The sequence below is a fragment of the Ancylothrix sp. D3o genome (genome assembly GCF_025370775.1).
GTDB lineage: Bacteria > Cyanobacteriota > Cyanobacteriia > Cyanobacteriales > Oscillatoriaceae > Ancylothrix.
Genome location: NZ_JAMXEX010000002.1, coordinates 170508 through 188354 on the forward strand (window position 1 = coordinate 170508; position 17847 = coordinate 188354).

Annotated in this window: 15 protein-coding genes; 12 read left to right on the forward strand and 3 right to left on the reverse strand. The window is 44.9% G+C overall.

The window, feature by feature from the left end; all coding sequences use genetic code 11:
• The first annotated feature begins 62 nt into the window (after positions 1 to 62).
• From NG798_RS04920 to NG798_RS04935, 4 genes are all read left to right on the forward strand, one after another.
• A complete protein-coding gene (locus tag NG798_RS04920) occupies positions 63 to 572 on the forward strand; it encodes a DUF29 domain-containing protein (RefSeq protein WP_261220697.1) in 510 nt (169 codons plus the stop codon).
• Positions 573 to 781: 209 nt separating this feature from the next.
• The gene (locus NG798_RS04925; protein WP_261220698.1) at positions 782 to 3526 is read left to right on the forward strand and encodes a CHAT domain-containing tetratricopeptide repeat protein; all 2745 of its coding nucleotides are present in this window, start codon (positions 782 to 784) and stop codon (positions 3524 to 3526) included.
• Entirely contained in the window at positions 3523 to 3984 is a 462-nt protein-coding gene (locus NG798_RS04930; RefSeq protein WP_261220699.1) for a hypothetical protein, read from the forward strand. Before NG798_RS04925 ends, NG798_RS04930 begins: the two co-directional genes overlap by 4 nt.
• Positions 3984 to 5363: a hypothetical protein gene (locus tag NG798_RS04935; protein ID WP_261220700.1), complete on the forward strand. Its 1380-nt coding sequence runs from the start codon at positions 3984 to 3986 to the stop codon at positions 5361 to 5363. Before NG798_RS04930 ends, NG798_RS04935 begins: the two co-directional genes overlap by 1 nt.
• Before the next feature lie 58 nt (positions 5364 to 5421).
• Here the strand turns inward: NG798_RS04935 and NG798_RS04940 are convergent, their stop codons facing one another.
• Positions 5422 to 7473, reverse strand: a complete 2052-nt coding sequence (locus NG798_RS04940; RefSeq protein WP_261220701.1) for an elongation factor G — start codon at positions 7471 to 7473, stop codon at positions 5422 to 5424.
• Positions 7474 to 7952: 479 nt separating this feature from the next.
• Here NG798_RS04940 and NG798_RS04945 point away from each other — a divergent pair, with 479 nt between their 5' ends.
• Both NG798_RS04945 and NG798_RS04950 read left to right on the forward strand, forming a co-directional pair.
• Positions 7953 to 8855, forward strand: a complete 903-nt coding sequence (locus NG798_RS04945; protein WP_261220702.1) for a lipopolysaccharide assembly protein LapB — start codon at positions 7953 to 7955, stop codon at positions 8853 to 8855.
• 511 nt (positions 8856 to 9366) lie between these two features.
• Positions 9367 to 9816, forward strand: coding sequence for an anti-sigma regulatory factor (locus NG798_RS04950; protein WP_261220703.1), 450 nt, complete (start codon positions 9367 to 9369; stop codon positions 9814 to 9816).
• Between the two features lie 118 nt (positions 9817 to 9934).
• On the opposite strand, the gene NG798_RS04955 is transcribed toward NG798_RS04950, so the two are convergent.
• Positions 9935 to 10252 (reverse strand): proteasome assembly chaperone 4 family protein, encoded by a 318-nt coding sequence (locus NG798_RS04955; RefSeq protein ID WP_261220704.1) that lies wholly within the window; start codon positions 10250 to 10252, stop codon positions 9935 to 9937.
• Positions 10253 to 10290: 38 nt separating this feature from the next.
• On the opposite strand from NG798_RS04955, the gene NG798_RS04960 reads away from it, so the two are divergent.
• From NG798_RS04960 to NG798_RS04980, 5 genes are all read left to right on the forward strand, one after another.
• Positions 10291 to 10653 carry a GAS domain-containing protein gene (locus tag NG798_RS04960; RefSeq protein ID WP_261220706.1) on the forward strand — a complete coding sequence of 121 codons (363 nt, stop codon included), beginning with the start codon at positions 10291 to 10293 and terminating at the stop codon, positions 10651 to 10653.
• Between the two features lie 83 nt (positions 10654 to 10736).
• On the forward strand, positions 10737 to 11465 hold the full coding sequence (locus NG798_RS04965; RefSeq protein ID WP_261220708.1) for a hypothetical protein: 729 nt from the start codon (positions 10737 to 10739) through the stop codon (positions 11463 to 11465).
• 44 nt (positions 11466 to 11509) lie between these two features.
• Positions 11510 to 12901 (forward strand): asparagine--tRNA ligase, encoded by a 1392-nt coding sequence (gene asnS / locus NG798_RS04970; protein ID WP_261220709.1) that lies wholly within the window; start codon positions 11510 to 11512, stop codon positions 12899 to 12901.
• A gap of 1315 nt (positions 12902 to 14216) precedes the next feature.
• Positions 14217 to 14624 carry a PadR family transcriptional regulator gene (locus NG798_RS04975; RefSeq protein WP_261221525.1) on the forward strand — a complete coding sequence of 136 codons (408 nt, stop codon included), beginning with the start codon at positions 14217 to 14219 and terminating at the stop codon, positions 14622 to 14624.
• 42 nt (positions 14625 to 14666) lie between these two features.
• Positions 14667 to 15260 (forward strand): cofactor assembly of complex C subunit B, encoded by a 594-nt coding sequence (locus NG798_RS04980; protein WP_261220710.1) that lies wholly within the window; start codon positions 14667 to 14669, stop codon positions 15258 to 15260.
• 448 nt (positions 15261 to 15708) lie between these two features.
• On the opposite strand, the gene NG798_RS04985 is transcribed toward NG798_RS04980, so the two are convergent.
• Entirely contained in the window at positions 15709 to 16029 is a 321-nt protein-coding gene (locus NG798_RS04985) for a DUF3155 domain-containing protein (RefSeq protein WP_261220712.1), read from the reverse strand.
• A 330-nt stretch (positions 16030 to 16359) separates the two neighbouring features.
• Here NG798_RS04985 and NG798_RS04990 point away from each other — a divergent pair, with 330 nt between their 5' ends.
• Positions 16360 to 17835: a GAF domain-containing sensor histidine kinase gene (locus tag NG798_RS04990; protein WP_261220714.1), complete on the forward strand. Its 1476-nt coding sequence runs from the start codon at positions 16360 to 16362 to the stop codon at positions 17833 to 17835.
• Positions 17836 to 17847 lie beyond the last annotated feature (12 nt).

Below are 17847 nucleotides of genomic sequence, written 5' to 3' on the forward strand. Positions count from 1 at the left end.
TAGAAATGGTAGCATATTCAAGTTTTAATTTCTTGGTTTTATAGCGGGGAGTAATGGTTTTTATGACTCAAGAATTAACGGATTTAAAAAATAGCATTCTGGAGGGCCGGTATGCGGATGCGCTGGAGATTGTTGAGGAGTTGGAGGCGATGAGTCGCAAAGATTATCTACGGAAAATTAAGAGTTTTTTAGTTAGGCTGATGATTCATTTAATTAAAAATCAAATTGAGGGCCGGTTGACTAATTCTTGGGCTGCTTCTATTCGGGATTCAGTTATTCAAATTCAAGACTTTAATTTAAAAGATAATCAAACCTCGTATTACATAAAAGCTGATGAGTGGGATCTGTTTATGGAAAAGGCTTTTGAGTCGGCAATTTCTCAAGCAAGTGCAGAAGTTGCCGGTGGTTCATACAAACCGCGTCAGCTTTTAGGAATGGTTGACCAAGACCAAGTTTTTAATACAGTAAAGCGTTTTATTGATTTAACTTACTCGGTTTCTGAGGAAGATTTAGGAGAGGCTATTGATCAAGAATTAAGTCAGTTAGCCGGTGGGGAAGATTGGGCGTTTTAAGCTGCCGGTTGAATGCTGCCGGTTGAAACCGGCATCTACAAGAAAGAAACCCCTCCGGGGTTATGAAGGTTTACTATCTAGTCCGTAGGACTTTATTCTTGTAGGCGCCGGTTTTAACCGGCGACATCTTTATTCGTGCACACACCGGCATCAACCATCCGCCAACGTTAGAATAAAAAAAACCAATCTCAACAACAGACACACCGCAAATGTTTCGGCACCTTCGTCAGTGGTTCATCAAAGCATGGCATCGCTTCCTGGGGTTATTCCGCAAACCCCAACCCACAAACTCCCCCACACCCCAATTTACCGATGCGGACTACGAAAAACTGTTTTTTCAGCTTTTGAAAGTAGTAAATTCCGGTATGATGGGTGAGCAGGAGGCTTTGTGGTGTGTTGAAAGCTTGAAACAACCCAGTTCTGAGGCGGAATGGGTGCAGTGGTTGGGCCGGTTTGGGGATAGGTTGCTTGCTTCAGATGCACCTAACCGCGAGTTAGCAGAAAAAATGGTGAAGTTGGGGGAAGTAAATGGCGGGCAACTAACAGAAATGGCGGGAAATATTGGCAGGGAATTGTTGAGCCGGTGTGCGGAAGAGGGGCCGGTGGCTTTAGAGATTAGCAGTGATGCGATAGCGTTGTTTTATCGGGGGGTTGACCAACATTTGGCGGATGATTTTAATGGTGCTTTGGCAAGCTATGAGAAGGCTATCGATATTGAACCGAAATTCCATCTTGCCTGGCACAATAAGGGCGCTGTACTGACTGACTTGGGACGCTATGAGGAGGCGCTGGCAAGCTATCAAAAGGCTATTGAGATTGAACCGAAATTCCATAATGCCTGGAACGGAAAGGGCGTTGTACTGAGTGACTTGGGACGCTATGAGGAGGCGCTGGCAAGCTATCAAAAGGCTATTGAGATTGAACCGAAATTCCATCATGCCTGGAACGGAAAGGGCCGTGTACTGAGTGACTTGGGACAGAATGAGGAGGCACTGGCAAGCTATGAAAAGGCTATCAAAATTGAACCGAATTACCATCCTGCCTGGAACGGAAAGGGCTGTGTACTGAGTGACTGGGGACGCTATGAGGAGGCAATAATTGCCTTTAACCGTGCCTTACAATTAACCAATAATCAAGACTGGCAAGCTTGGGCAAACTGGGGGGTGGCAATTATTAAGTCACAACGCTACGATGCAGCCATTGAAAACTGGGATGAAGGCTTGCAAAACATCCCCGCAAATGAACTAGAAGGTCGCGCTAGATTGCATCAATGTAAAGGTAATGCTCATTATGAATATGCACGCTTTCAACTTAACCGCTATCCCTACTTAAACAAAGCCAGAAACAGCTATATCGACGCCCTAAAAACCCTCTCTAACTGCCAAAATGATATCCTTGGAGAAATCCTCAGCCAACCTTGCCCCCCTCACCTTATCCCCCTCTATCTCGAAATATTGCAAAAATTAGCCAAAGTCTGCAAAGCCCTCGGTAATCAAAAAGAATTTGAATACTGTGCCCTCGGTAATCAAAAAGAATTTGAATACTGTTTAAACATAGGCGATCAACTGCTAGAAGAATTGCTCAAAACCCAATCCAACGAGCAAAAAATCCGCCTCTCCAGAAAATACGCCAGCTTTAATCAATTGCGGGTTTTATTATACGCCCAATCCCCCAAACCCGAAGAAAAAAAACTAGCCTTAAAATTATCCCAACAGCGCAAGAATCTCTGCCTAAGATGGATGCAAAAAGGGTGGGTAGAAATGGAAACCCCCGAACTCACCATCCCCCCTGGTGTCGCCCTCCTCGACTGGCATTACAGCGACGCTGGAATAGTAGTATTTATCCTCAGAAATGACGAACCTTTAAAAGTCTGCATTCTCACCTCCCAAATTCCACAAATTCTCGACAATTCCGCCGATAGACTGGTAGGAGAATTTGAAGAATGGATGAAACAATGGCAAGAAAATTATGAGAAGCAACGCGGCAAAAAAGAAGACCAAACCGAAACCCAGGAATGGCAAAATGCAATGGTTGAGGAATTAGAAAAACTCCGTAAAATCCTCCAAATAGACGATCAAATTTTACGCCACCTCAGAGGCATTGACCACCTCATCCTAATTCCCCACCGGCACTTACATTTATTACCCCTAGAATACTTCTTTCAAAATCAAAAATTTACCATCAGCCGGCTGCCTAGTTTGCAAATGGGAATAGATTTAGAAAACTCCCCCAACTCAGCCAAACACCTCCTCAACGTCCAAAGCCCCAGTCCCTTACTTTTTGCTGAATTAGAATCAAATGTAATTGCCCATTTTTACCAAAACAATCTAACATTCATCCCCAGCAAAAAAGCCACCCTAGAAAACGTCATCAACAACCTGCAAACAAACATCGGCATCTTTCATTTTACCGGCCACGCCGGCCACGATTTCAACAACCCTAAAAACTCCGCCCTCAACTTAAAGCAAAAACCACATTTCACCCTCGAAGAAATCTTTAAACTCGATTTCAGCCAATATTTTATCATTAGTTTATCCGCCTGTGAAACCGGCCTCACCAGCAAACCAAATCTAATAGATGAATATGTAGGTTTAGTCAGCGGATTTTTATCCTCAAAAGCAAGTTACGTTCTCAGTACCCTTTGGCAAGTGCAAGAATTATCAGCAGCTTTAATAATGATAGAATTTTACCGAGAAATAAACAAAGATAATCCCCCAATTATCGCCCTCAAAAACGCCCAAAACTGGTTACGCACTGTCACCTTAGAAAAACTCGCCCAATGGTGTGAAGAACTCGCCTCAGAAATAGGAGAAGACAACGACTCTTACGATACCTTAATTGCCCAAGCCAACCAAGCGAAACAACAAATTGCTATAATGGGTAAAGATGACACTCCCTACAAGCACCCTTATCACTGGGCTGGGGTTATTATTACGGGAAAAATCAACCTATGAACGCAACAAAATACTTCACACTTATTGCCTGTTTGCAATGCTTAGCCAAAGTTCAAGAAACCCTCCCTGAGCAAGTGCAAGAAAAAATAAATCAAGCCGGAAAACTCTTAGCCACAGACGAAGAAACGGCTATTTCTATGTTGCGGCAAGCGGTGATAAGCTACGATAAACTCAAGGAATCTTATCAATCAGCTTATGATGATTTATTTTCCCGTTACAATGCCCAAAAAAGAGCAAAAACCCGCATAGAAGACGATGAGGAAGACGAAAGCGACTTCAATTATTTTTTAGAAAATCAACTACCGCCACTTTTACCTAAACTGGGAGAAATTCTCAGCCAACCCAACCCAGGAAAACTGCTCCAAGATTTAGCCACCACCGGCACTCAACCTCCCGAAGAACAAAACACGGAAGAGAATACATTTGTAGAAATTTTTATGGGAATTTCGTTTTTATAATGACTGACATTATTGATCCAACCCTAGATTTATTTCTTTACCACAAAAGAGGTGCAGGTGGTGATGAAGAAACAGAAATTGCCAAAAATCAAGCTAATTTTGCCGCCAATTTTCCAGACAATGTTAAACCCGATTTCACGAAAGAAAGCACCGCCGAATCAACCGAATATCTGCCTTTACTCAAACCCTCATCAACAATCCCCGATATAGAAGATAACGGATATAAAATCCCCGCTGATTACTATGCCGTTTTATTAGCAGATACCTACGGATTATTTTACACCTCTTGCCTCACCGATGACACCACCCCACAAGATATTTCTTGCCTGCAAAATTTGAAAAAACAAGTTACCGACAAAAGCGGAGATATCGGCAAAACTTGGATGATTTCTGCTTGCTTACAAACCGGCGATAATGCAGAAACAGTAGCTAAAGATATCTATGAAAAAACGTTTCCGGGGATGCGGTGGCAAAACAAACAGGATGGCAAGTTTTTCAATGCAGATATCTTTGAAATTTCCCAACCACCCACAGCAGGAAAATCAAGAGAAGAAAGTCATGTTTTAATTATACTTTTTCCCACTGCCGAAGACAAGGCAAAGCTAGGAAAATTAACAAAAACTTTAATAAAATTATTATGTTATCGCCATAAAATTATCTGGTCTTATCAACAAACCCGTGAATGTAAACACGAACTGCAAAAGGTGTATCAATCTATCCGTAATACCATTGAAGGAATCAGAGGAAAATTCAATACTAACGAGCTAACCCACGACCAATTAAATGAACTCGAAAAAATCTTAAAAACCAACTTAGCGAACTTATATGATTATGGCAATCAATTAAACTCTTTAGAAATGTATAAACAGACGATAGAGGTTAACCTAAACAACTACAAACTAGCGGTAAAAACTGTTAGCGATAAAGTAGGAGTTGGCCAAAATAACTTAAAATTTTTAGAAGATTTTAGTGAATTAACAGAGAAAAAATATAGCCAACAAATAGATAAAGATTATGCCAGCCTTAGTCCTGGTTTAAGATTACTAGAAAACCTAATTAATACGATCCGAGGCATAGTAGAAATAGAACAAACCCAAATTAACAGCCGCATAGAAACCCAAAACCGCAACTTTCAAAACCTCGTTGCAGTGGCCGGTGTAGGAATTTCCACCGCTTCATTAACAGCCACCGGCATCGCCCCATTAATCCAACAAATTACCACACCTCCAACAAATCAACCTACCAAAATCACAAACCCATCTAATCAAGCCTTATCCATCTGGATTGGTTTCTTCATCCTTTGCCTATTGTTTGGTGGATTTTGTGCCGGCTTCACGTACTGGTGGCGAACTCGGAACAACCCTAAAAAACAACCCTAAAACAAGATAATCACCCCCTAAAAACCAACCCCCCTTTTTCAGGGGGGGTAATCAAAAACTAACTCTTACCATTTCCAGACGTAGCCAAAACCCGCTTCGCCAAAGGCTCCGGCACCTCCTGTAAATGGTCAAACTCCCAATTAAAATAACCCACACCCATCGTCAGAGAACGCAACTCAACGATAAGATCCTGCATCTCAGCCACCGGCAAATAAGCAGAAACCTTATCCCAACCCTTCCACTCAGCCATCCCCTCATAACCCAAAATTTGACCCCGCCGGCCACTCACCAACTGCAACATCTTCGACGTAAACTCATTTGGCGCACAAATAGTAACCGAAGCAATAGGCTCCAACAAAGCCGGCTCACACTTCGCCATTCCCTCCTGCATCGCCAAACGAGCCGCCTGCTTAAACGCCTGCTCCGAACTATCCACACTGTGATAAGAACCATTAATCAGCGTCACCGCCACATCCACCACCGGGAAACCCAAAGGGCCCTGAACCAAAAACTCACGCACCCCCATCTCCACACCAGGGATATACTGCTTTGGCACCACACCCCCCACAATTTTGTCCCCAAACGTAAAGCCCTCACCACGAGCCACCGGCTTAATATCCAGATAAACATCCCCAAACTGGCCATGACCGCCACTTTGGTGCTTATACCGGCCATGCACAGAAGAAACCGGCTTGCGAATCGTCTCCTTATATGGCACTTGAGGTAAATGCGTCACCATCGGCAAATTATACTTGCGCCGCAGCCTATCCAGAGCAACCTTTATATGTATCTCACCTTGTCCCCACAAAATAATCTCATGGGTATCACCATGTTGCTCCCAAGCCAAAGAGCAATCCTCTTCCATCAACTTCGCCAAAGCCCCCGTCAACTTCACCTCATCATTCCGCTTCTCAGGAGCAATCGCCAAAGCAAACACCGGCCTCATCACCTCCGCCTTCCGCAAAGCCACAGCCACACCACCAGGCGAAAGCGTATCCCCCGTCTTAATCGCCTCCATCCGACCAAGCGCCACAATATCACCCGCAGACGCAGACTGCACCGGCACCGTTTGCTGACCCATCAGCCGGTACATCCCACTTGGACGCACACCATTTAACACCATCCCATCCGTAAGCGTCCCCTGCCAAACACGCACCAGAGACAACTTACCACCCTGCGGCGTATAGAACGTCTTCAAAACCTGAGCCAGCGGCTCACTAGCCTTACCTAAACCGCGACGTTCCGCCGTCACCACCGGCTCAGGAGCCTCCCGCAACAAAGCCTCAAGCAGCGGACGCACACCAAAATCCTGCTCCGCCACCCCAAAAAACACCGGCACAATTAAATCCGCGCCCAACTCCATTTTCAGATCCGCAATAATCTCCTCTTGCGGCGGATTAATCTCCTCCAGCAACTCCTCAAGCAAATGATCATCAAAATTCGCCAACTCCTCAAGCATCACCGCCCGCGCCGCGTGTTCCTGCTCCCGCAACTCCTCCGGCATCGGCACCGGATCAGCCTGCGCCCCCGCATGATAATGATAAGCCTGCTCCGTCACCAAATCAATAAACCCAACAATCTTATCCCCGCCTCCAATAGGATACTGATGAGGCACAACCGGCCGGCTCGAAACCGACTTAAGCGCATTCAGCACCTCCATAAAATTAGAACTACAGCGAGCCTCATCCGTACAAGCCCGATCCATCTTATTAATAAAAACCACATGGGGAATTTCCCAATCATCCAAAAACTTAAAAAGCGGAGCCAAAGTCAAAACCCGACTTGGATCAGCCTCACAAACTACCACAGCCAACCCCGCCCCAATCAAAGCATTATGACTTTCTTGAGCAAACTCCACCGAGCCCGGACAATCAAGGAACGTCAACCGCACCCCTTCATAAACCGCACTCGCCACAGAAACCTCAACACTCATTTGACGTTCCCGCGCTTCCGCAGAACTATCCCCCACCGTATTACGATCCTTTACACTCCCCTTACGAGAAATCGTCCCCGTCACAGACAACAAACTTTCTAACAACGTTGTTTTACCACTTAAATACGGGCCAACCAGCGCCACATTACGCAAGCCCGAAATAACTTTATCGTTCATAAATCCTCCAGTTCAGCAATTGGAAACCAACGGTTTGATAAATTAAATTTTTTGGGCAAAAATCTCGCTATAACCAGGCAATCCGCATCGAGATCCACCCGGTCGAGTCTCTTTCTTTTTCTTGCTCTCTTTATTTGAGATTACCTTATTTTTACGGTACTGAAACAAAAATTGCAGCTTCTCTTAAGGTTAATTTAACTTAATTTGAACCTTTATCAAATCCTGTAAATTTTTGCTAAATTTTGTAATATTTTCGATAATTAAACTTAGCAAACAGCCAACCGAAGCCCCACCACCTTAAAGAAAAACAAGCAACCAAACTCAAAAAAAACCAGGCCGGTCAAACAATCCACAAAAACTCAACTTCCCCGACATCCCCCAAAAGATAGATTTTTGCCTTTCCTCACCCCAAATATAAACCCCTTAACATTTGCCCCCATAAGCGTTAAAAAAATTAATAAAACTAACCCCCGAAACTAATGCCATCCCAACCCAAACTCAAAACCCACTGGTTAGCCCTACTTTTGGTCTGCGGACTGATCACCCTTTCACCTCTCAAAACAAACGCCCAAACTCAACAAAACCCCCAAAAAGCCGCCGACTTAGTAAACAAAGGACTGCAACTAATTCAAAAAGGCAACCTCAGCGAAGCCACCGGCCTATTCCAACAAGCCACAGAACTAGACCCCAACCAGGCAGCAGCCCACTACAACCTGGGGCTGGCGCTGCGCCAACAAGGACAACTGCAAGCCGCCGCCAGCGCCTTCTACAAAGCCACGCAAATTGATCCCCGCTTTGCCCTTGCCTACGCCAACCTCGGTGCCGCCCTCCTCGAAGGTAACAACCTCACCCTCGCCCAACAATACCTGCAACGCGCCACAGAACTTGATCCCCAACTGGGCATCGCCCACTATAACCTCGGATTAGTTCTCGCCCAACAAAAACTCTGGGATCAAGCCATCACAGCCCAAAAACGCGCCATGCTCTACAGTCCCAAAGCCCCCGAAGCTCCCTATCACCTTGGACTTGCCTACCTGCAAATAGCCCAACTTGATAAAGCCAAAGAAGCCTTTCGTAAAGCCATTGAAATTACCCCAAATTACCCCGAAGCCCACTATAACTTGGGTTCCCTGCTGTTTAATGAAGGGGAACTACAACCCGCCTTAGATGCCTTTCGCAAAGCCAGAGAACAAAATCCCAACTATGCCAACGCTTACTATGGTGCCGGGTTAGTTTTTCTGCGACAAGGCCGGTATCAAGAAGCCAAAAACGTCTTGGAATATGCCAAAAACCTCTATACCTCTCAAAATAACCCCCAATGGGCCGCCAACGCCGAAAAACAACTGCAAAACCTACAAAATTTCCTCACCACAAATCCTTAAATCTATTGCTCAAACCCCCTAGCCGCAACGATGCCGGCCTTCCTCTGCGATGCTGCCTACATAAAATCCTTGCAAGATTTTATGGATCGCTTTATCTTATTTCCAGAGGATTTCTGTAGAATGAGAGAAAAGGAAGTGATTCAGGTCACAAGAATGGGGACTCTCATCTGCCGTCAAAAAATACCGTGACCGCACCCAAACTAGCCCACGATAGCCATCTTGCGAGAAAACTTTTGAACTCATCAAGACTATCAAATCGGCTGTTTCGGGCAAAAAAAATTAATGGTTTTGCTTTTCGGCCTGCTGGATCTAACCAGCACTTCGCCTCACCGGCACCCAAAAATCTTATCCATAACAATTACCAGCATTTCAAACCAACCTGAATAGGCTGGTGAGCGCAAAGAGTTTGAGTAATTCACGGCAACAAGTGCAAAACAACCATTACTTTGCCATCAGGGCCATTGCACAGCAACCATAAGTTTATTCACGTCAAAGCTGCGGGGTTTTTCCAGTGATTGCTATTTCAAATCGCACCCAGGAACGTACCTTGGGGACTATAAGCTTTGCTTCTACGCTGTATCTTTGTCCAGTTTTGGATTTGCTGCTTGCAGAGATCCCCCAACAATGGCGGGCAGAATTACGTCTCGGACTGCAAGAAGCATTGGTTAACGCCGCCAAACATGGCAATCAACTTGATCCCAGCAAAACTGTTTTAGTTCGTTTTTCGGTAATTGGGGATCAATATTGGTGGGAAATTGCAGACCAAGGCTCAGGCTTTACTCCCCCTTGCACTTGCAGTACAGACTACAGCGAACATCTCCCCTGTGACGAAGGTGAGTGTGGCAGAGGTTTATTTATTCTCTATCAAATATTTGACCAAGTACATTGGAATTCTCAAGGCACAGAGTTGAAACTCTGTAAACAAGTGGGTAGTCGTTCGCGGCTACCCCTTGTTTGTTAAATTTTAAGTTTTAAAGGCGCTTATTCGATTACAGAAATTTGTGTACACTTGTACACAAAAATCATCGTTGCTGGTCGAGGGGCACAGTTTCCAAAATCAACGAGCGCAAATCAACTGATTAATTTTGCCGCTGATGTCCATGTGTAGGACAAGGCGGTGCAGAAATTGAACGATCCAGCCAGCCTACCGCTTGTTGCAGTCTCGGTAAGGCTTCCTCTGGGCTATCTTTGAGCAAAAAAACTAAAGCAGCAGCAGCTTGTTCACCGGCCCGCGCTTTACGATTAGATTTAAGCCGGTGCCAGTCTTTTTCGGTGATGGCAAGTCTTTGGGCTAGGGCTTGTGCTAGTTCTAAGGTACTGATGTTTTGCAAATTGCCGGCCTCTGGACTTTGCAGGCCGGTGGATGTGGGAGTGCTATTTGGGGTAGGGTTAGGCATAAAGTGGTTTATACTTTCTTTTACTCTACAACAGCGGTATGCCCGTAGGCCAACCAAACCCCAACGATTCCCAAGAACCCGACTTTGAGCAACAACTCGCCGAAGTCGAACAATCTTTGCAGCAATTAAAACAACGCTACACCCAAATTCAACAAGACCGGCAAAGACAAAGCGAACTTTTGCAACGTCAGGAACAACTCAACAAACAATCTCGTCTTACTCGTAATGATTTACTCCTAAAAGAGTTGCAAAGCATTCAAGAACAACTCGAAAAGATCGAACTGAACTTAGAAAGCAGCCTTTTTTCTTGGGGCAGTTTGAAAGAGCCTTTTTGGCAAGCCGTGCGTTTTGCTGGTGCAGGTATTGTGGTAGGGTGGATTTTGAAATCTTTGGCCGGTTGATTAAAATTATCTCGATTTAGGGGAATCATTTATGCCATAAAAGCTATTGCTAGGCAGTAAGTAAACATTTCAGGAGGGTTATTATGCTTAATAGTTGGATCGATATCACGGTTCCGGTTAGAACTTTAGTTCGCCAAAATCCGGCCATATTCTATCCTCTCTGTAGAGCTTATTTCCCTAACCAAAAGATTAATATTGTCCAAGAAGATACTCAAATAGTCATCGAAGGATTTCCCCGTTCTGCTAATACTTTTGCTGTGATTGCATTTTTTCAATCTCAGCCAGAACCAGTTAAGATGGCTCATCATTTGCACGCAGCGGCTCAAATCATTCGTGCAGTGAAATGGAAAATTCCTACCTTAGTTTTGCTACGAAATCCTAAAGATGCCGCACTTTCTAGTATTAGCGCATTTCCGCAATATAGCATTTATAGATCATTATCCTATTATATATCTTTTTATTCGGCGATTTATGACTATCAAGACAGTTACATAATCGGAGAATTTGAAGAAGTTACTCAAAACTATGACCAAATCATTAAGCGAATTAATACCAAATTTAACACTAACTTTGCTGTTTGGGAAAATACACCGGCCAACAAGCAAAAAGTTTACGATATAATGGGCGGTCAACTCAATACCAGTTTTCCCTCAAAAATTTTAAAAATAAAAAATAACGCTGAAGAAGAAAGGCGGAGAAAATTAATTGAAGAGATCCAAAGTAATAAATACGCCGCAATGTTGGAAGAAGCCAACCAAATTTATCAGATTTTCAAACAGACGGCTTTAACTCAGAAGCTTATTCATACCTGATATCTTGTAAGAGTAATCAAGATATCAAAAATTCACAGAACCCAATGGCAACGCAACGAATCGCAGAACTTTTGCGAAGTGGTCAACCAGACGAAACCGTGACCGTGCAAGGCTGGGTGCGAACCAAACGAGAACTTAAAGACTTTGCCTTTGTCGAAGTCAATGATGGTTCATCAATGGCTAACCTGCAAGTCGTCCTCAGCCCAGACATCCCCGACTACGCCAACCTCGTCAAACAATTAAACACCGGCACATCCCTTGAAGTGTCTGGCACCCTCGTCGCCTCCCCGGCCAAAGGTCAGCGCATCGAACTCAAAGCCTCTACCCTCAAAGTGTACGGCGAAGCGAACCCCGAAACCTACCCCCTACAAAAAAAACGCCACTCCTTCGAGTTTCTGAGGGAAATAGGCCATTTGCGAGCTCGCACCAATACTCTTGGGGCCGTGTTTCGGGTGCGAAATGCTTGCGCTACCGCCATTCACGAGTTTTTTCAAGAGCGTGGTTTTTTGTGGGTGCATACTCCTATTATCACGTCGAGTGACTGCGAGGGGGCCGGTGAGATGTTTGCAGTCACCAGTTTGGACTTAAAAAATGTGCCGGTGACAGAAAGCAAAGACATAGACTACAGTAAAGACTTTTTTGGCAAACCGGCCTACCTAACAGTCAGCGGACAGCTAGAAGCAGAAGTCATGGCAATGGCTTTTAGCAATGTGTACACTTTTGGCCCGACTTTCCGCGCCGAAAATTCCAACACATCCCGCCACCTGGCAGAGTTTTGGATGGTTGAGCCAGAAATGGCCTTTTGTGATCTTCAAGGCGATATGGATCTCGCCGAGGCGTTTCTCAAACACATTTTTAAATATGTTTTGGAGAAATGCTCAGAAGATATGGAGTTTTTTAACCAGCGTATCGATAACACGGTTTTGGCAACCGCAGACAATATTATTAATAATCAGTTTGAGCGTTTGCCCTATACCGAGGCGATTAAGTTATTGGAAAAAGCGGATAAGCAGTTTGAGTATCCGGTAAGCTGGGGCTTAGATTTACAATCGGAACATGAGCGTTATCTGGCTGAAGATTTGTTTAAAAAGCCGGTGATTGTTACCGATTACCCGGTGGGGATCAAGGCTTTCTATATGCGTTTGAATGATGACGACAAGACTGTAGCCGCAATGGATATTCTCGCGCCGAAAATTGGCGAGATTATTGGCGGTTCTCAGCGTGAGGAACGTTTAGAAGTTTTAGAACGACGGCTTAAAGCTCAAGGGCTAGATGTCGAAAATTATTGGTGGTATTTGGATCTGCGCCGGTTTGGGACGGTTCCTCATGCCGGTTTTGGTTTGGGCTTTGAGCGTTTGGTGCAGTTTATGACGGGTATGCAAAATATACGAGATGTGATTCCTTTCCCCCGCGCACCTTTAACCATAGAGTTTTAATCTCACTATCAACTTAACTCACATAGCGTAAACTAAATCGGCCCCATCGCTAATGCCACAAAAAGCAAAGCGGATGAGGCCATTTTTTTTGATTTTAGACCGTTGCCAAAGTTGGAAATAGGCCGGTAACTTGCAACAAATTCTCCGTATTTTCCACAGGCCGCTAGGCTGATATTTTCTGACAATTTCGCGGGGGTTACTGCCATTATTGGCCTATTTTGTTACACCTTTAAAGCCTTTTTCCTAAAAGCAATCGAGCAGTATCCGTATAAACTACCTTTACTTTTATCCCCTGTCACGCATTAATCAAAAACTCTTATTGTTAGAGTCTGATTGTCTCTATACCTCTTTAAGAAGTCTCTGGAAGTATCAAGGGCAATTTTGTCCGTGAAATTACGCAAAAATATTTAGAAATATTTCTCTATGAAACCCAGCCCAAAACAAGCACAACCAGTCCGAAAATGTTTTTTTTCTCTCAAAGAAAAATGACCGGCAGGATTTTACTTTGGGCCAAAAAAAATACCGTAAGAAACAGCAATCTACCTCTTTTAGTCGTCTATGCCTTTAGATAGATACCAGCCTTTAGGCGGGCTTCGAGTTACCGACATCAGAAAGCTGTAAGCCTTTTAGGGCAAAGCATTACGGCTTTTCAGTCCGCCTGAGTCCCAAGAACTTGTTGGCGGTTCAGTCTTTTTAAAACAAGGTTTAGACAGCATAGAGGAATTACTCTTTCGCAGTTGTAAAACTGGTCGTTGACTACTGTTTGACAACCTTAAAAAAATTGTTTATCTTCTGAAGGAAAAATTTATTTTTTTTGTGTTATTTTTAATTGCAAGATTAGATTTTTAGAGCCAATGAAATCCAGACGCTCGACCGCAAAAATCTAAGCCAATCCAATTGATTCATCATTCTGGGGGTTGCCGTCACAAAAACAGCCATTCCCCTGCAACCCTTCCCAGGGCGCGGTTCATTTTTGCAAAGCCGAGTCTCCAACATCGTGCCTGCTGGCATTTTTCTATCTACCTTTAGATAGATTGGGCTTTTTAGGGTTTTCCAGCCAAGGGCTTGCAACGCCGTCTCTACCTTTGGGTACACATCTTACCAGAGTTCGGCTGCTTGAGTTATATAGCTTTTTGTCATCTATCTTTAGATAGATTTTTGGCAATCAAAGCTTGACCCAGTGGCCGGAAGCGGTGAGGAAAGCTGATATCGGTGACTTTAAAAGTTTATTAACCATTCCTAAAACCAAAAGGCTTAGGTTTGGCAGTTGAATAAGTCAAGCCATTTTTGTAGAGGAAAAAAAATGAGTATGCTCATGCGAATTGAAGACATTTACCAATTTTTTCAAGCGCCGCCGCCGATTTATCTCAATAAAGAGCTAACTGTTTGTTATGTAGTTTTTGTCTTATTGCAAAGGGACTCCTACGGCACAGAACTTATTCAGCGACTCGAAGAAGACTATCCTGCCTACCGGCTCTCAGACACCGTGCTATACAGCGCTCTCAATTTTCTTGAAGACGAACGCGCTATTAGCGGTTACTGGAAAAAAGTTGAAGGGCGCGGACGTCCCCGCCGGATGTACCTTATTCGCTCCCAATGGAAATCACGCGCTGAAGAACTTGCCTGGCTCTGGGAGGAATATATCAGCGGTCACACTTCTATCCGTTCGCTTAGAGCGCTCGACTTCAGTTTTCATCAAGACTCTGGCAGATCGCCGTCGTAAACAGTAAACTTATGTAAAGTCCGCGCTTGGAAAACTGCCTTTATGACCCCTGCGATTCTTTCATCCACTTTCCTGCTGACGCTGCTGTTAGGAGTTGGATTATTTTTCTTTATTCGTGCTTCCGTCAAAGATAGAACCGAGGAAGTTAAGCTTATTTCCGACCAAGCGGTTGACTCAGTTTTGACTCAGCTTCAAGAATATTTCTCCCGTCGCGCCTATCGTATGGCTGCGATTGATGGGTTAGCGAACCAAGTCACTTTTGAGGGCTATGTCCGCCCTAGTTGGTTTTTAGCTGTGTTTTTAAGTTTACTGGCCGCAGTTGGTATTCTTTGTTTGGCTCTGGTGTTGGCCATTTTATTGCCTCAAGTCGGTTTCGCTTGTCTGGCTCTGTTGCTACTCGCACCGGCTGCCGGTTGGTTTTACTGGCGCCGGGCCGGTCGAAAAGAGCAAGTTTCCCTCAAAGTCGAAATTCTTACCCCCCCATCGCCGGCGGCTAACGGCGGGTTTACCCAAATGCCGGTGACAAGCCAAAATATTGACGAACCGGCCCCTACTTGTATTACCATCAAAGCTCACCGCGACGAAATTGCCGAACTCACCAAAACTTTCCCCTTTAAGTCGGGCCACTTAGCCTAAAATTTTAGATTTTAGATTTCCATTATCTGGCCATACTCTCGTTTACTGGCCCCATTAAATCTAAAATCTCACATTCAGTCTTATCAACCCAGCGCTAAAGGGATTATGGCCATTGTTCTAAAATTTGCCCCGCAGCAAAAGCTGCACCAAAACCCAGCATCTGGCTTAAGTGCAGCTTCTCTTTACCACAATTTGGCAAGAGCAAAAACTCTTCTCATAAATTTATTTCCAACACACCAACCAACAAGTACATAGCTGCACCCAACCGGAAGCAGCCTTGTTGACAAAAGGGTACATTTCAACAGACACTCACACAGATAGCGCATAAGCTACCACGTCTGTTTTATAGTTGAATAAGACTCAAGCCTGAACCTTTACGGGGTGAAAATTCAGGCTAGAAACTTACTTCCCTAGAAAGATTGGCAGAGGGCTGGTTCCTGTTTTTTTGTTAACGAGGCGTCAATACGGTGTTAGAATTACTAACCGTGTTACCCTCAAGCATTTTCAGGCTGGGGAACAGAAAGTGGTTTTCTTCCACATATTGCGCCCCAAACAACCCTTTTTCTGCCCAGAAATAGCGGTCGGTGGTATGCTCGTTTCGTTTGACTAACAATAAGGCCGGTGGGAGAATGCCTTCGGCGTGTATAAATTTTCTAGCGGCGGTGACTGGTTTATCTTCGCCACTTTCGATACTATATTGAGGCACATGCTCCAGAATGCGACGCCCTTCTTGGCGACGGCGGCTTTTACGTTTACGTCTCCTGGCCAACCTCTTTACCTCCTCTTTCAGCCGACGGGGTGTAGTGATAGTTACAAAAACCGTCGCCAGTATATCCGTTTCTGTCCAAAAAATCAATCGTTTTTTTGTGAAAAATTTAAAGGCTGAAAACCCAGTGCCGGCAAAGCTTAGAGGTATTTGAAACACCCAGGATGCCCTCAAACAAAACAAAAGCCGTAATAAAAATATAAAAGTCTTAATAAAACTACAAAAAAATCGCCGCGAAATCGACACATTCTTGGTTGAAAGTATTTAAAACAGAGCCTTTGGCCGCTTCCCTTCCCTCCCCTGCTTATCCTTTACAACACCCCAAAAGACTTGATGTTAATGCCCGTTAGTCCCGAATTTGTAGAGCTTTGCCAGTCACAGGTTGCCCTGCTGGCTCAAGGGCTGAGAGCGTCTTGGATCGTGGTTTACTTGACCACAGAGAAGGTACACAAGGATAGTGAGGTAGAACTCGAAGAAGACAGCGAGGCCAAATTAATCCCTATCGTTGCTTACCCAGAAACAGCAGGGTCGTGGGAAGACAATAATACCTTCACCCTTAACCCCAGCGATACCGCTTCCCAACTGCGCCGCTTGCCCTCTGGAAACCTCGCCCCAGGAAAGCCGGTCGAACTCGGAGACTGGCAAAGTGCTGCTTTTGACTTTAATAGCACCGGCTATTACAGCGAAGAAAAAACACAAACCGGCCTCTCAAAACGTCAAATCGTTTTACCCCTCATCCACGAAGGCACCGTCATGGGGTTACTCGTGACTAACCGGGAAGACCGGCCCTGGAACAAACGAGAACGCCTGCAAATCGAACGTATCGCCCACACCATCGCCCTCGCCTGCTTCCTCGACCGCCGACAAGCCTACTGGAAAATCGCCTACCGCCAGCAGCAGTATTCAATTAGCCAGCAATACGATATCCTCGACAACTTGCTTCACCAAATACGCAGTCCCCTTACTGCTCTCAAAACCTTTGGCAAACTGCTCCTCAAACGCCTTAAACCCACCGACAGCAACCGTGATATCGCTCAACACATTTTACGAGAAAGTGACCGCTTGCAAGAACTGCTCACCCAAATGGATGCCGTCACCGACCAGCCACACGATGCCGCATCTCAGCTACTCCCCCCAGAAGAAGATGGGCCGGTTGCTTCTCCTCTTCCCCTGCTACCCCCATCGGGCGTTGTATCTTGCTTTGTTGCCGAAGTGCTAGAACCTTTGGTTGTCTCGGCCACCGCTATTGCCGGTGAACGCCAGTTACAAGTTCACAGTCACATCCCCACTAACTTACCGCCGGTAAAAGCCAACCCCCAAGCTCTGCGGGAAGTTTTAAGTAATTTGACAGACAATGCCCTTAAATATACATCTATCCCAGGACATATTTTTATAGAAGTCAGCGAAATTTTTGAGCCACCGGCCAGAAACGATACCACGAAGCCACAAGTTTCGACAGGCGTTCGACTAAGCGAGGCCGAAGTCTCAACTACCACACAACCCGATAATTCTCAAGCTTCCTCACTTCACGCCCCCTCCCAAAGCCTCTCACATTGGGTAACAATCTCGATCACAGACACCGGCAAAGGTATTCCTCCTCAAGACTTAGAACACATCTTTGAGAGGCATTATCGAGGCATTCAAGCCGAAACAGATATTCCGGGCACAGGTTTAGGTTTAGCCATTGCCAAACAACTCATCGAACAAATGCAAGGCAAAATAGAAGTTTTCAGCCCTGCTTTACGAGAACTGCCTACCTCTGAACCTGGTACAAGCTTTGTCGTTTGGTTGCCGGTGGTTAACAGCTAATCCTAAATTCCC

Bases quoted from the DNA above. Each gene is read 5' to 3' on its own strand.
- NG798_RS04920 (WP_261220697.1), top strand. From the start codon at position 63: ATGACTCAAGAATTAACGGATTTAAAAAATAGCATTCTGGAGGGCCGG.
- NG798_RS04925 (WP_261220698.1), top strand. From the start codon at position 782: ATGTTTCGGCACCTTCGTCAGTGGTTCATCAAAGCATGGCATCGCTTC.
- NG798_RS04930 (WP_261220699.1), top strand. From the start codon at position 3,523: ATGAACGCAACAAAATACTTCACACTTATTGCCTGTTTGCAATGCTTA.
- NG798_RS04935 (WP_261220700.1), top strand. From the start codon at position 3,984: ATGACTGACATTATTGATCCAACCCTAGATTTATTTCTTTACCACAAA.
- NG798_RS04940 (WP_261220701.1), bottom strand. From the start codon at position 7,473: ATGAACGATAAAGTTATTTCGGGCTTGCGTAATGTGGCGCTGGTTGGC.
- NG798_RS04945 (WP_261220702.1), top strand. From the start codon at position 7,953: ATGCCATCCCAACCCAAACTCAAAACCCACTGGTTAGCCCTACTTTTG.
- NG798_RS04955 (WP_261220704.1), bottom strand. From the start codon at position 10,252: ATGCCTAACCCTACCCCAAATAGCACTCCCACATCCACCGGCCTGCAA.
- NG798_RS04960 (WP_261220706.1), top strand. From the start codon at position 10,291: ATGCCCGTAGGCCAACCAAACCCCAACGATTCCCAAGAACCCGACTTT.
- NG798_RS04965 (WP_261220708.1), top strand. From the start codon at position 10,737: ATGCTTAATAGTTGGATCGATATCACGGTTCCGGTTAGAACTTTAGTT.
- asnS (WP_261220709.1), top strand. From the start codon at position 11,510: ATGGCAACGCAACGAATCGCAGAACTTTTGCGAAGTGGTCAACCAGAC.
- NG798_RS04975 (WP_261221525.1), top strand. From the start codon at position 14,217: ATGCGAATTGAAGACATTTACCAATTTTTTCAAGCGCCGCCGCCGATT.
- NG798_RS04980 (WP_261220710.1), top strand. From the start codon at position 14,667: ATGACCCCTGCGATTCTTTCATCCACTTTCCTGCTGACGCTGCTGTTA.
- NG798_RS04990 (WP_261220714.1), top strand. From the start codon at position 16,360: ATGTTAATGCCCGTTAGTCCCGAATTTGTAGAGCTTTGCCAGTCACAG.